This window comes from Vibrio sp. 10N.261.51.F12 (assembly GCF_041471725.1).
Taxonomy (GTDB): Bacteria; Pseudomonadota; Gammaproteobacteria; order Enterobacterales; family Vibrionaceae; genus Vibrio.
Genome location: NZ_JBFROV010000017.1, coordinates 112,380 through 127,524, shown reverse-complemented (window position 1 = coordinate 127,524; position 15,145 = coordinate 112,380). Strand labels below are relative to the sequence as shown.

Sequence of the window (15,145 nt, the reverse complement as noted above, 5' to 3'; positions counted from 1 at the left end):
CTAGTTGAGTCCTTTATTGTCACCTCGGCGGACGGTACCGAGCACACGATTAGCGTGACGGTGAACGGCGCGGAAGATGAAACGTTTATTAGCGGTGCCACGACAGATGTTGTAAAAGAAGACACAGGCGCTGTCGCGGGTGAGCTGCTGGGTGATGGCAAACTTGATATCGCCGATTTGGATGCGGGTGAGAATGTCTTCAGTACAGCGGTGACTAAGGTTGCGAATGCCGATGGTCAACTACCGCTAGGTGAGTTAACCATTCAAGCCGATGGCACTTGGTCTTACCGAGTCGTGAACAGCCTTGAAGGGGTTCAAGAGTTGGGTGACGGTGAGACTCGAATAGAGCGCTTTGAAGTCACCTCGATTGATGGCACGAAGACAGAAGTCATCGAAGTCACCATTCAAGGTACCAACGATGCACCTGTAATTGGCGGACTAGATACCGGCGCTGTCATTGAAGATACCGCTGTTGATGCAGGCAAGCTGATCGATAAAGGTTTCTTAAGCATTAGCGATACCGATCAAGATGAAGCAAAGTTTGTCTCAGGTTTGGCCTCGCCGATTAATGATAGTGATGGATTTACACCTGTGGGTGAAATCATCATTGAGCCAAGCGGAGCATGGACTTATAAAGTCGATAATGCGGACCCATCTGTGCAAGGGCTGTCAGCTGGTGAGACAAGGACGGAAACATTCCGCGTAGCAAGTGAAGACGGGACAACTCACGATATCGTGATCACCATTACTGGCACCGATGATGAGCCTGTTATAGGGGGGACGTCATACGGTGAAGCAACTGAGGACAAGCAGACGCAAATCGATGGTGCTGGCAATTTGTTCTTTAATAGCCAAGCCACGATAAGTGATGCCGATGTAGATGAAGGGGCATTCGATCCTACGTCGGTTACCCCACTAGTCGGTAACTTTACAGATGGCTCGTTAACAATTGACGCTGCTGGTAATTGGTCCTATCTCATCCCTAATACCAGTGACAACGTTCAAGGGTTGGCATTAGACGAAAGAGCGACCCAAACCTTTACCGTCAAAACACTTGATGGTACAGAGCATACTATCGTCGTTGATATTGTGGGCGTAAATGATGCCTCTGTTCTTATCAGTGATCCAAGCCAAGCGGTGGGTGACGTTAAAGAAAACGACGCAATAGTTGAGTTGACAGACAATGGCGTTCTCCAGTTGCAAGATACCGATGGCAGCGATGAGCAAGTCTTCCAAACGGATCCAAGCTCAATTACGTCCGTGAGTGAGCTTGACGGTGCAACAACAGAAGCGCTAGGTACGCTGACAATCAATGCATTGGGTGAGTGGGATTATTCTATCGCCAATGCTTATGTTGAATACCTAGGCGAAGGTGATAAGGCAACAGAAACCTTTACTGTGCTGTCTAAAGATGGCACAGAACATACCGTCACGATTACCATTGAAGGAACAAACGATACACCGACGATTGTTAGCGGCACATTTGCAGAAGGCACCGAAGATCAGGGCTTAGTTGGCGACGATATTAAAGTGGAAGGCCATCTTGTTATCGACGACCCAGACGCGGGAGAGAATACCTTCCAAGCTGGAGTGGGTACCGCGAACGCAGGTAATTCGCTAGGAGGAGTGCTTTCGATTGCAGTGGATGGCAGTTGGACATATTTGGTCGACAATCAACAAGCGGCGATTCAGTCACTAGATGTTGGTGACTCTCTGACCGAGACCTTTACGGTTCAGAGTGTTGATGGCACAACAATGGAGATCGAAGTTCAGATTAATGGCGCTGAAGATAATACCGTTATCACCGATTACACCCAAGGTAGTGTTAAAGAAGAAGATTCAACACCAACTTTGTCTCATGTTGGTGCTCTTACCATTAGTGATGCTGATACTGCAGAAGACAAATTTGATACCACTCGCGTTGATCGACTAACGAATAGTGACGGCGTTACCTCTCTAGGGGCGGTCACTATTACCTCATCTGGTACTTGGACTTACACGATCGATAACAGCCTGACAAGTGTTCAGGAACTAGGAGCGGGGGACAGCTTTACCGAGCGCTTCCGTGTGTATTCGATCGATGGGACGACTTCGCAAATTGTGGAAGTGGTCGTCAACGGTACGAATGATGGTGCATCAATATCAGGAACTGAAACAGGCTCGGTAACGGAAGATGTGACTCTCGTGGGAAGCAACCTTCAAGAAACAGGCAATCTGCAAGTGAGCGACGTGGATACGGGTGAGAATATTTTCTCGACCACGGTGACGAAGGTATCGGATGTAAATGACGGTCTACCACTAGGAAGTGTCACCATTACTTCGGATGGTAACTGGACTTATGTTGTCGATAAAGACAACGCGACAGTCCAAGCCTTAGGTGTGGGTGAAACGAGAACAGAGCGTTTCCAAGTGGTCTCAACCGATGGGACTGCAACAGAAGAGATTGTCATCACGATTTATGGAACCAATGATATTCCTACGGTAGCGAGTACTAGCGTAAAACAAGGCAGTGTGGTTGAAGATTCTGATCCAATTCCTACCGCAACAGGTCAGCTCGCACCTAGTGATATTGATACGAATGATACCCACTCTTGGGGCATTATTAGCGGATCTGACGTTGTCGGCGTGGCAGATGGTACCTACGGAAGTCTATCTCTTGATTCTAGTTCAGGGGTATGGACGTATTCTTTGGTCAACAGTGCTGCGAACCATTTACAAGCGGGTGAAAAAACGTACGAATACTTCCAGGTTCGAGTGTCGGATGGAAATGGAGGCTTTGGTTTTGAAACCGTCACGATTGAAATCGAAGGGACAAATGATGCTCCTTCCATCTCTGGTGATAATTCTGGGGTAGTGATTGAAGACGGTGGTGCACTGAGTGTTGCTAAAGGCAACCTTGAGGTGGCCGATGATGATATTAAAGATACTCATGAATGGAATGTTGTTGAGAGTGACGGGCGTTATGGTTCGCTGACAGTCAACGATGACGGCGAGTGGACGTATACTCTAGACCAGGATAAAGCCAACTTTATGGAAGAAGGGGTCATTTATGCTGAAGACCCATTTACTATTACTGTGGACGACGGGTTTGGTGGCACAGATAGCTATATCGTTAACGTTAATGTCCAAGGTAATAACGATGCCCCAGATATTCGTAATGTAAACCAAATTCGCATTAATGAAGATACGGGAAACCAATTTAAGCAAGGGCGACTGTTCGACCAAGACCCAGATGAAAATGAAGACCACACTTGGACTATATTGGATGCCAATGGTAATCCACTAGCGATCGAAAATGGCGTCGCCGTTGGTGTTTACGGCAATATGTCATTAGTCGAGAACCCGAGTAATGGTCGTATTTTCTGGCGTTATGATTTGCAAGTTACCGATGACCAAAAAGACAGCACTCAAGCATTAGAGCGTGGTCAGCCTGATTTTGAAACCTTCACCATTCAAGTGACAGACAAATACGGCGCGACCGATACTCAAGTACTACAAGTTCGTGTGACGGGTACCAATGATCAACCGCAAATTGAGGGGACAGTTGAAGGCACGGTAACGGAAGATGCTTTCCCGAATGGTGATACGTCGGCTGATATTGTCACTTCTGGTACATTGCAACCGGGAGATGTGGATACAAACGATAAACACACTTGGTCAATTGACACAAATACTGGTGACTACGGAACTATCGTTATTACGTCAGATCCAATCACAGGGGAAGCAACGTGGACCTACACGCTAAACAATAACAACCCCGCGGTTCAAGCACTTCGAGATAGCACGGAGACTTTAACTGAAACTTTTGTTGTTAAGGTTATCGATGACTCGCGAAATCGCAATATAAATTCAGACCAGATTGATACTCAAGAGATTAAGGTGATAATTGAGGGCTCCAATGATGCCCCTATCCTCAGCGGAGAGGTAGCGGGTAGCGTGATTGAGCCTGTTGGTAAAGACCCTGATACAGAGGTAACCGCTACAGGCGCACTCGCCGTCTCTGATAAAGATGCAACGGATACTCATTCTTTTAGCGTGGACTCGGTTAACGTTGATGAAACTGATCCTAGCCAAGGCGAGTTTGGTTCTTTGACCGTCGATGCTAATGGGGTTTGGACTTATGTACTTAACAACGCGCTTGATGCGACAAAAGCGATTCCACCGGGCGAGACAGTTACTGATTCGTTTACGGTAACGGTGACGGATGCTGGAGGGTTAACCAGCGAAGTAATAGTGAATGTTTCGGTTGCGGGTACCAATAATGACCCAGCCATCTCTGCTTCGAATATGTACAGCGTAGTCGAAGATGGTGATGCGCTTGAAGGTCGATTTGTTAAGGGAACGCCAACCGCTGATGAACTCGCTAACGGAGATATCGGAACCGGTGATTTGGACCGTGGTGATGATGCCACTTGGAATGTCGTCCGTGATGGACAATATGGTAGCTTTACGGTGAATGATGATGGCACATGGACCTATACCTTATACACCCTTGCCGATGTCAGCGCAGACCCTAGTAAGCGCGATGCTTACAATGTAGTCAACGCTTTGGCAGAAGGCGAGTCGTTACCTAGTGGTGATACTGTTGAGCTCCGTGTGACGGATGAGTTTGGGATGACGTCCACGGAAGTACTTAATATTGACATTATTGGTGCTAATGATGCACCGGTGATTGGTGGCCTGAACAAAAACTTCGCAGAAGACAATCTAGAAAATGGTGTTTATCAAACATCAGGCCAGCTCACCGATGGCGATGTTGACACAACGGATGACACGCATATGTGGACATTGGTTGATGCTAATAATGGACTAGGGGATTACGGGGTATTGGTGCTAAACGAAGATGGTTCGTGGACTTACCAAGTGGACCCAACGAAGTACGATGAAATCCAAGCGTTGAATCCAGAATTTAATCAGAAATTTACTGACACCTTTGAAGTTAAGGTCACTGATGGGTTTGGTGGAACAGCAACCGATACGGTTACTATCAATATTACCGCAGACAATGATATTCCAGAAGTGACTGGAGGCTTAGAGGGCGCTTATACGGAAGACGACGGCGGCGTTGTTGAAGGACAGATGGTCATCACTGATCTCGATACCGGTGTTGCTGGAGACGCGAGCGATGATGATACGCCAGAGTTCTTAGCAAGGTCATATACAGGCGCCTTCGGTACATTGGTTGTTGATGTTGATGGGAAATGGAGTTACACACCAGATGATGCGTTGCTTCAACCACTGGCTGAGGGCGAGGTGCAAGAAGACAAATTTGTTGTTCTCGCTCGAGATGACAACGGAGCAACCATCACAGAAGAACTTGTGATTGATTTAACGGGCAACAATGATCGCCCAACAATTGATGGTGAGAATGAAGGTACTGTAATCGAAGATGGTACCGAAGATATATTTGGTAGTGATTTGACGCGAGCGGAAGGGCAGCTTTTTGCCTCGGATATTGATAATAACAGTCCTTCACGAAACTGGAGTCTTGTCGGGGGAACTAACGGCGATACAAATGCCACAGGTGAAGGTACTTACGGTACGTTAAGTCTGGATAACAATGGTAAATGGGTCTACACGTTGGATAATGAAAGCCCAACGGTTCAAAATCTGGTTTATGATCCAGAAAACCCAGTAACAGAAACATTTAAGGTTGTAGTCACCGATAATGTGACTGATTCAGATACGAATGTTCCTGGTATCTCAGAAGAACTCACTATTACCATTAATGTCTTCGGGCAAGACGAAAATGGCGGTAGCGGCGGTGGAAGTGCCGATTTCACGATTGTGGCAGAGGTTAAAGAAGACGGAACAGCTGATCAACCAATCGATAAAATTGACGAGGGTATTACCGAAAATAGCTCAAATATCGTTGAAAGTTCGATAGCGCCTACGGTGGGTGGCTTTATGGGTACCTTAGTGGTTGACTCAGACGATCCAACGAAGTGGCGATATGTACTTGATAATGATTCAGACATAGTTCAAGGGCTGGAAGAAGGCGACGTCGTCACTGAAGTTTGGCGATTCACAACAGACGATGGTATGACTCATCGAGTTGACGTAACGATTCATGGTTCAGCGGATAAACCTGAGATCTATGTTGGTGACACGGAACTTGTTGATGATACAGTGATTGGTGAAGTGATTGAACAAACGGTCACGAGCACCTCTGGTCGATTGAGTGTTGAAGACCCAGACAATGATGAACAATTTACTTGGAGAGTATTTGATACTGATACTTTGACCGGTGGTTCAACTGCAACAGGAGATTATGGGCAGCTTGTTATAGATCCAATCACGGGAGAATGGACCTACCAACTTAACCCTGGGGTCGCCATTCCTGTCGGCACGGAATTGGAAGAGACATTTAGAGTTTCTGTTACGGATTCAGATATCGCATCGGGTGAGGCATTAGCAACAACCGTCGACACTCATGATATTAAAATCCGAATTGTCGGTACCGCTCAAAATGTAGATAACCCAATCGATCAAGATGTACCACTTATCGTTGCTCGTGTGAGCGCGACTGAAGACGATAATGTTGCTGACTCTCAGCCGGATACTGTGGTTTCAACTGGCACCTTATTGGTTGATGATATCGTTGATTCAGACAATAACGATGTAGATATTGCACTTGGTGATACGATTACCTGGACTCTCATTGATGGCTCAAGCCCATATGGTTCTATGGTAGTTGATGAGACCACCGGTGACTGGACCTTTACGTTAGATAACGATAGCAATGCGGTTCAGAGCTTGCGAGAAGGCGAGGTAGTGAGTGATACCTTCGAAGTCTACGCGATAGACCAATATGGTAAAACGGTCGTGGACGATAACGGCGTGCCGCAAACCTTGCAGATTATTGTCGATGTGACGGGCTTAAATGATGCGCCAGTGGCGTCATCGTTTGTAGAAAGTTTGATTGTCGATACGGATACCGGTGGCACGTCGCCGGTACTTGATGGCCAGTTAACAGTCAACGATATTGATGATGGCGATTCACATAGCTGGGCTGATTTACAACCCGTTACGGCAAATCCTGATTATGGTTCGTTGGTCGTTAATAGTGATGGTACTTACCATTTTGAGCTCACGACGACATATGGTCCTAATGGGGATGAGCCGCACCCTGATATCGTGGCGTTGAATGAAGGTGAACAGCTCTCTCAACAGTGGACGGTCATTGTCTCTGATGGCGCGGGCGCGACCGCGACACAGACGCTCAACCTAAATCTTGTCGGAACGAATGAACTTCCAGAAATCACAACGACAACGTCAGCGGTTGATAACTCGATATCAGAACCGTTAACCGGTGATGTCGACCAAACCCCAAGTATTGTCCGTGATATTACTTTGAGCGATGCCGATAATGCAGGCGCGTTAGGTGATAATGTCACTCTACAGGCGGCTGACTTGAATGGGACATATGGGCAATTTGTTGTTGACCCAGCTACTGCAACGTGGAGCTACCAGCTTTACGATCAGCCACACGTTAATGCCCTTGCTGAAGGGGTTAAAGTCACGGAAACATTCGTTATTCGTGCAACGGATGAGTATGGCGCTGAAGTGATAACAAGCGTAGAAATCGAGGTTGTTGGAACGAACGACCAACCGTCACTAGAAGGCAAGGTCATCGGTACGGTTGTTGATTCTCCTAATGATTCGGTCACCGGACAGTTGGTAGTGTCTGACCCTGATATCGGCGATAGCCATACTTTTGCGTTTGTAGAAGAAGATAGCTCTCTTGGTACGTTCACTATTGATAACGCGGGTAACTGGGAATTTACTATCGATAGTGACAGTGAAGTGGTCAACAATTTGCCGAAAGGCGAAACGATGCAAACGACTATTTCTGTGACGACCACAGATTTGGGTGGTAGCGGGCTAACCAGTGAAACGAAAGACATTGTGATCACGATTGTGGGTACCAATGATGCACCAGCAATTAAAGATGTTGATGTCCAACAATTAACTGAAAATGTGACCACTACGCTAACAGGTCAGTTTGATAGTGGCGATCTCGATAATAACGCTGACGGTGCCGATGGCAGTCGTGCCGAAGACCAGGGAGCGACAGATTCTGATGACCAAACCTGGGAAGTGGTCGATGGAGACGACAGAGGTACGCTGACCGTGAATGCGTCAACAGGTGCGTGGGCGTTTGAGTTAGTCGACCCATTTGAAGAACTTTCGAACGGCGAAACGCTGGACACACCGCTTCAGTACACCGTAAAAGTGACCGATGAATTTGGTTTGTCCTCTGAGAAAGTGATTGAGTTCCAAGTGACGGGGACCAACGATGCACCGACCATTGTGGTGGGAGAAACCAATGTTGTTGGGACTGTCTCTGAGGATCCGACGGGCTCTGAAGTCGATGTCGTTGGTGGTGTGATCACTATTGAAGACATTGACGCGAGTGACACGCACAGCTATAGCTTAGCGAGTGATAGTGTCGTCACCGAAATTGATGGCCTATATGGAACATTAAAACTGGTGAGTGGAGATACGCCAGATAGCGTTAAATGGGAGTATGTGGTCGATCAAGCGAAAGCCGATGCGCTTAATGAAGGCCCACAAACAGAAGTATTTGATGTGTATGTGGAAAGTTTGGTGAACGGTGTCGGTCAAGGTGACACTATCACACAAACTATCAACGTAACCGTTGAAGGCAGTAATGATGCCGCTATGGTCGACGTCGGTGACGTCACCATTGTGGAATCAGATGCAGTGCTCTCTACGGGCGGTCAGCTCAGTGCAACCGATGTCGACAATACGGATGATATTTTTATTCCGCAAGCTGATGTGAATGGTAGTTACGGAGTATTCAACCTGGGTACTGATGGTACGTGGAGCTACACGACCACGACGGCAATGAACCAGTTGGCGCAAGGAGAGGAAGCCACGGAGGTCTTTAATGTGGCCTCTGAAGATGGCACGCCTTCGACGGTGACGGTGACAATAACGGGTACTAACGATGCTCCGGTCATTGAGTCAGGAAATTCTACCACCACAGGCACTGCATTTGAGAACGCCACAGAAGGCAATGATTTTGTTGCTGGCAATGTGAATTTCTCTGATTTAGATACGACCGATACGCACCGAGTGAGCTTAACCGAATCAGGCACCACGACCTCCATTGATGGCACTTACGGTACATTGGTCTTGGTGGCTGGTGATAACGCTAAAGATGTGCGTTGGGAATATCAATTGGATGCCACGAAAGCCGCGGCGTTAGGTGATGTTAGTGTCCAAGAAAACTTTACCGTGTTTGTCGAGAGCATTCATGATGGTCAGCTTCAAGGTGATTTTGTTTCACAACCAATTGTCGTGACGGTCGATGGTTTCAATGACACTCCGGTTGTGACAACGCCAGATAGCGAAGTGCTAGGAAGTGTAGTCGAAGACAGTGGCCCACTCACTGCAACCGGGACACTAACGTCAACGGATGCTGAGTCTGAAATGGTCACTTACTCATTTGATACCGCGCAACAGTCGCAATATGGTTCATTTGAGGTGACCAGCGCCGGTGTATGGACATATACATTGGACACCGAGGATAGCCAAGCACTGAATGCCGGTAACGTCACAGAAACCTTTAGTGTGACGTTGACTGACAGTGATGGAAATTCGACAACAGAAGACATCACAATCACGCTAACAGGGAACAATGATACGCCAATCATTACTTCTACCGATGCCGATCGAATGGGCTCTGTGGAAGAAGACAATGGACTTGCCTCCGTCGCAACCGGTCAGCTTTCTGCTACGGATAGTGAATCAGAAACCATTACCTACCAGCATACTTCTGGCAGCGCTCAGTATGGGGTGTTTAGTATCAATGCATCTGGTGGTTGGACGTATACTCTGGACCCAGACTTAAGTCAGGGTCTCGATGATACAGGGGCTGTTGAGTCGTTCGTTGTCACCCTGACTGATGGCACCAATACCACGACAGAAACGGTGAATGTTTCTATCCAAGGGTCTAATGATGGCCCAGTCGTTGATGTCCTTAACTCAACCGTTACTGGAACCGCCTATGAGAACAGCAGTGAAGGTGCTGGGTTTGTTGCTGGCAATGTGATGTTCTCCGATGCGGATGCTAATGATACTCACCGTGTTAGTTTATCTTCGACAGGAACCACCACCACGCTGGTTGGTGCATACGGTACGCTAGAGTTAATCTCTGGTGCAGACGCTAACGATGTTCGCTGGGAATACACACTCGACCCAGATCAAGCCGCGCTACTCGGTGATGTGGTTGTTCAAGAGAACTTTGATGTCTTTGTTGAAAGTATTCAAGGCTCAACGTTGCAAGGTGATACCGTCTCACAACCAATCACAGTAATGATTGATGGCTTTAACGATACGCCTGTAGTGACCACTCCAATGGGTCAAGATGAAGGGGCTGTCGTTGAAGATGGGAGCCCACTGTCTGTGACCGGAACGTTGACCTCAACGGATGCGGAATTAGAGACGATCACCTACAGCTTTGACCCTGCTCAGCAATCTCAATATGGCACATTTGCAATCACAAGTGCGGGTGTTTGGACTTATAACTTGAGTGCAGATGATAGCCAGGCGCTGAACACGGGTAATATCACGGAAACTTTTGCAGTGACGTTGACGGACAGTGATGGTAATTCAACAATAGAAGATGTGAACATCACGTTAACGGGTGAAAATGATGCGCCTATTATCACGTCAACTCTCTCAGATCGTGCGGGCAGTGTAGAGGAAGATAATAGCTCGGCATCCGTCGCGACAGGCCAACTATCGGCAACAGACAGCGAATCTGAAACCGTGAGCTACCAGCTAACATCGGGTACGCCGCAATACGGCACATTCAGTATCTCGGCGGCAGGAGCCTGGACATACACCTTGGATCCTGTGCTGAGTCAATCGCTTGTTGATGCCGGTGCGGTTGAGTCCTTTGAGATCACATTGACCGACGGAACAAACTCATTAACTGAAACAGTAAACATTAATATTCAAGGTCACGATGATGACGTTGATATCACAGGCGACTTTGTCGGTGATGTTCAGGAAGGAACGCTTGAAGAGGTTGATGGAACGGTTACTGCGAATGATATAGATGGACCCGCGACAACGATGCGCTTGCAAAATCCAACGCTTCCACAAAGTGGTGATGCATTTGAGCGAACGGGCAGCTACGGTCGATTATCGTTTAACGCAGCAACAGGAGCATGGATATATGTTCTGCTAACCGACAAAGCCTTGCCAGCATTTGGTGAGACAGAAACCGATAGTTTTACGGTTGAAGTTCTGCAACAAAATGACGCTGGTCAGCTAGTGGTCACTGGTACTCAAACGATTAATATTGCGGTTGCTGGTAATAATGTCGTGAGCGGTGAAAGTGATATGAGTGATTTGCTTGCCGCGACCAGTGATGATGAATGGCTATTTGGCAATGATTACACATCTAGTGGCGATATCACTGCAGACGCTAATGCTCGCGATAGCTTTGTTTGGGAAAGTGCGACTTTAGGTGGCGCAGACATTATCAAAGATTTTGATACCAAGCACACAGGTCCTGTGGCAGCATCGAACTTTGATAGTGTTGACTTGAAAAATGTCCAGTTCTCAGATGCGTCTCGCCTTGATGAACAACTGTTGGTGACGGAAGACTCAGGCAATACAGTACTGACGATTAATGGTGTGCAAACAATCACCCTCGAGGGCGTCACGTTAGAAGGTCTGCTTGATATGGACCGCAGTGATATCGATGCGCTGTCCAATGCTGAGTTAATTGTTGCACTTCACGAGACTGGCCAGTTGTTACTGCCGAGTGAAAGCGGCAGTTCACAAGTTCAAGCTGGAGATGCTTCAGACGACAGCTTAGTCGGCACCGCCGGTAGTGATATTATCTTTGGTGGCGGCGGAAACGACATCTTAACGGGGGGAGACGGGCATGATCTGTTCTTGTTTACCGAAGATTCGGCGGGCACTGATCAAAGTCCTGCGACGACAACCGTGACGGATTTCCACATTGGTGATGATCTGTTGGATATCTCGGACTTGTTACCGGCCCACAACAGCCTAGGTGATTTGCTAGGGAATATTACCGTAACCGTCAATGATGATATTAACAATGACAGTGATGCAACCAGCACCGTCATTAGTGTGACAAAAGGGAATGAACAAACGGACATTACACTAGAAGGGGTAGGGTGGAGCGACTTGGGTATTTCTGATGCTAACGTCATCAATAATCAAGCGAGTCATCAAACCGATCTCATTAACCAGTTAGACACACTCAATATCATTAAGGTCGATTTATAACGCCTGAATGAGCAGTATGAAAAAAGGCGGTACATCAAATGATGTACCGCCTTTTTTATTGTATTTTAACTATTTTATGTGATTGAACAATCAACCTAATTTTTGCTGTTCTGCTTTACAAACCGCAGCCGTAAACACAACATCAGTTGAGCTGTTCAGCGCTGTCTCAGCAGAATCTTGAATCACACCAATGATAAAGCCAACCGCAACGACCTGCATTGCTACGTCGTTTGAGATACCGAATAGGCCACAAGCCAGTGGAATCAGTAGCAACGAACCACCAGCAACGCCTGATGCACCACATGCAGAAACGGCAGCAACCACACTGAGTAGCACGGCTGTCAATAGATCAACCTCAATGCCCATCGTATGCACCGCAGCTAACGTAAGTACAGTAATCGTAATTGCCGCACCCGCCATGTTGATCGTCGCGCCTAGTGGAATAGAAACAGAGTATGTATCTTCGTCCAACTTTAGTTTTTCACATAACGCCATGTTAACTGGAATGTTAGCGGCGCTTGAGCGAGTAAAGAACGCAGTGACGCCACTTTCACGTAGGCATTGAAAAACCAGTGGGTATGGGTTTTGTTTTGTTTTCACGTAAACAATGATTGGGTTCACGATAAGCGCAATGATGGCCATTGAAGACAGCAGAACGAACAGTAGTTTCGCGTAGCCAGCCAATGCTGAGAAGCCTGTTGTTGCGAACGTAGCAGCAACAAGACCAAATATACCAAAAGGTGCTAGACGAATAATAAAGCGAACAATTTGAGATACGCCGTGGCTCAGATCTTCGAAAACGGCTTTCGTTGTATCTGAAGCATGATGTAATGCAATACCTAATCCGACAGCCCAAGCGAGGATACCGATGTAGTTCGCATTCATGAGTGCGCTGACTGGGTTATCAACAAGCTTAAATAACAGTGTGTGAAGTACTTCAGCAATGCCTTGAGGCGGTGTTGCTCCTTCAGCACCTGCAACGAGCGTTAGCTCAACAGGGAAAAGAAAGCTTAATAACACGGCAGTTAACGCTGCGGTGAACGTGCCAATGAGATATAACACCACAATTGGACGCATGTGTGTGGTTTGATTTTTCTTTTGGTTGGCAATGGAAGCGGCCACAAGAATGAAGACTAAAATGGGAGCAACGGCTTTTAACGCTCCCACAAATAAGCCACCCAACATGCCAAAACTTTGCGCAGTTGCTGGAGAAGCAACCGCTAGGATGACACCAAAAACGATACCCGCGAGGATCTGGAGAACCAGATTGCCATTGGCATAACGGGCCAACAAGCTAGAGTTCTGCATTTTTTTACCTTTATAGTTGTTTTATATGAATGTGTGTTTGCGCTTGTTATATTATCGTTGCGAATATATGTGTCCAGTTCTAATTTGTTTGTGGTGTAAAATAGTGCGATATGTTTTACTGTGTAGGTTTTAATGTTGCAAATTGGTTGCAAATAAGAATATAAAAAAAGACCCTAGTAAATAGAGTCTTTTAGAAGTGAAAGGGGGTTTATTCGAAGGCTAATTGCTAATCAATAACCTTTTTTCGACCTCGACTTTCAGTTTGAACGGAGCGGATGAACTTGCCAAATTGTTTATCGGTGCTGCGTCTCTCTGCTAGCGAAGCGCTATTATGCGCTTGCTCGCGAAGCAGTTTGTAATAGTTATCTAATCGTCTTGTCTCGATAGTCCCAGCTTCCAATGCCTGTCGAACAGCACATCCAGGCTCGCTGTTATGCTGGCAATCACTGAACCGACACTGAGTGATCAGCGCTTCAACGTCGCTAAAGGTTTCGGCTAGCCCGTCTTCACTTGCGGTGAGTTGAATCTCTCTCATCCCTGGAGTGTCGAGAAGCAACCCGCCGTCCATCATTTTGTGAATTGAACGAGACGTTGTGGTATGGCGTCCTTTGCTATCATCTTCGCGAATGCCGCCGGTCGCTTGAGCTTGAGTCGCCATTAAACTATTAACGAGTGTAGACTTACCCACGCCTGAAGAGCCCATAAAGGCAACCGTTTGGCCGTTTCCACACCAAGATTTTAATCCGTTTAAGGTAGCGCTATCGAGTGCATTCACCATTTCGATCATCAGAAATGCATCTAAAGCTTGGACCTGCTGGCGTTTTTCGTTGGCATCGTCGCAAATATCGGCCTTTGTTAGCACGATAACGGCTTCTGCTTGCGATTCGTTGACTAACGTCAGATAGCGTTCAATTCGGCTTAGATTAAAATCATCGTTTAGAGAGCAGACAATAAACACGGTATCTACATTGGCCGCGATATACTGTTCTTCAATCTTTGACCCTGGTGCTTTGCGGCTGAATAACGATTTTCGCTCTAATGCGCGAAGAAAACGTTGATCTTCATGAAGTAAAATCCAGTCACCAACCGTCATCGTTGGGTGTTGTGAGTGATGTTCCATGTGGAATTCTTCGTCTTCGGTACAGACGATGTAACCACTACGGTGGTGCGCGATCACGCGCCCAATCACAATACCTTCGTATTCATCAAGGGTAAGCTGCTGTTGAAAAAAGGACTTCCAACCAAGTTCATTAAGAGAAATAGGGTGGGTAAAAATAGAATTCATTGCTAGTACCTAAAATATTACATTTTTAAAATTTAAATAGGGTCAGGTACTTACATGTGTAAGTGTGTGCGTTCAGCACATAAACCCCGGATGTTAAACACCGGGCAAACAGAGAAGGCTACAAACAAAAAGGTGCAACTGTCGTTGCCACTTAAAGCGTCATTGCTGCCAGAGTTGCCGGGTGGCGGTGTAATACAATCATTTTGTTCTCCTTTTTGGGTCGTTTTGGTGATTCTAACATCATCCTCAAGA

General features: G+C 46.8%; 3 protein-coding genes. 1 reads left to right on the top strand and 2 read right to left on the bottom strand.

Going from position 1 to position 15,145, the window contains the following annotated elements:
- The first annotated feature begins 15 nt into the window (after positions 1-15).
- Positions 16-12,300, top strand: a complete 12,285-nt coding sequence (locus AB4405_RS12595) for a VCBS domain-containing protein (protein WP_372061102.1) — start codon at positions 16-18, stop codon at positions 12,298-12,300.
- A gap of 90 nt (positions 12,301-12,390) precedes the next feature.
- Here the strand turns inward: AB4405_RS12595 and sstT are convergent, their stop codons facing one another.
- Together sstT and rsgA are read right to left on the bottom strand one after the other, a co-directional pair.
- Complete coding sequence (gene sstT / locus AB4405_RS12590) at positions 12,391-13,608, bottom strand: serine/threonine transporter SstT (protein WP_102468133.1); 1,218 nt, start codon at positions 13,606-13,608, stop codon at positions 12,391-12,393.
- A 226-nt stretch (positions 13,609-13,834) separates the two neighbouring features.
- On the bottom strand, positions 13,835-14,893 hold the full coding sequence (gene rsgA, locus AB4405_RS12585; RefSeq protein WP_372061096.1) for a ribosome small subunit-dependent GTPase A: 1,059 nt from the start codon (positions 14,891-14,893) through the stop codon (positions 13,835-13,837).
- Positions 14,894-15,145 lie beyond the last annotated feature (252 nt).

Bases quoted from the DNA above. Each gene is read 5' to 3' on its own strand.
- rsgA (WP_372061096.1), bottom strand. From the start codon at position 14,893: ATGAATTCTATTTTTACCCACCCTATTTCTCTTAATGAACTTGGTTGG.
- sstT (WP_102468133.1), bottom strand. From the start codon at position 13,608: ATGCAGAACTCTAGCTTGTTGGCCCGTTATGCCAATGGCAATCTGGTT.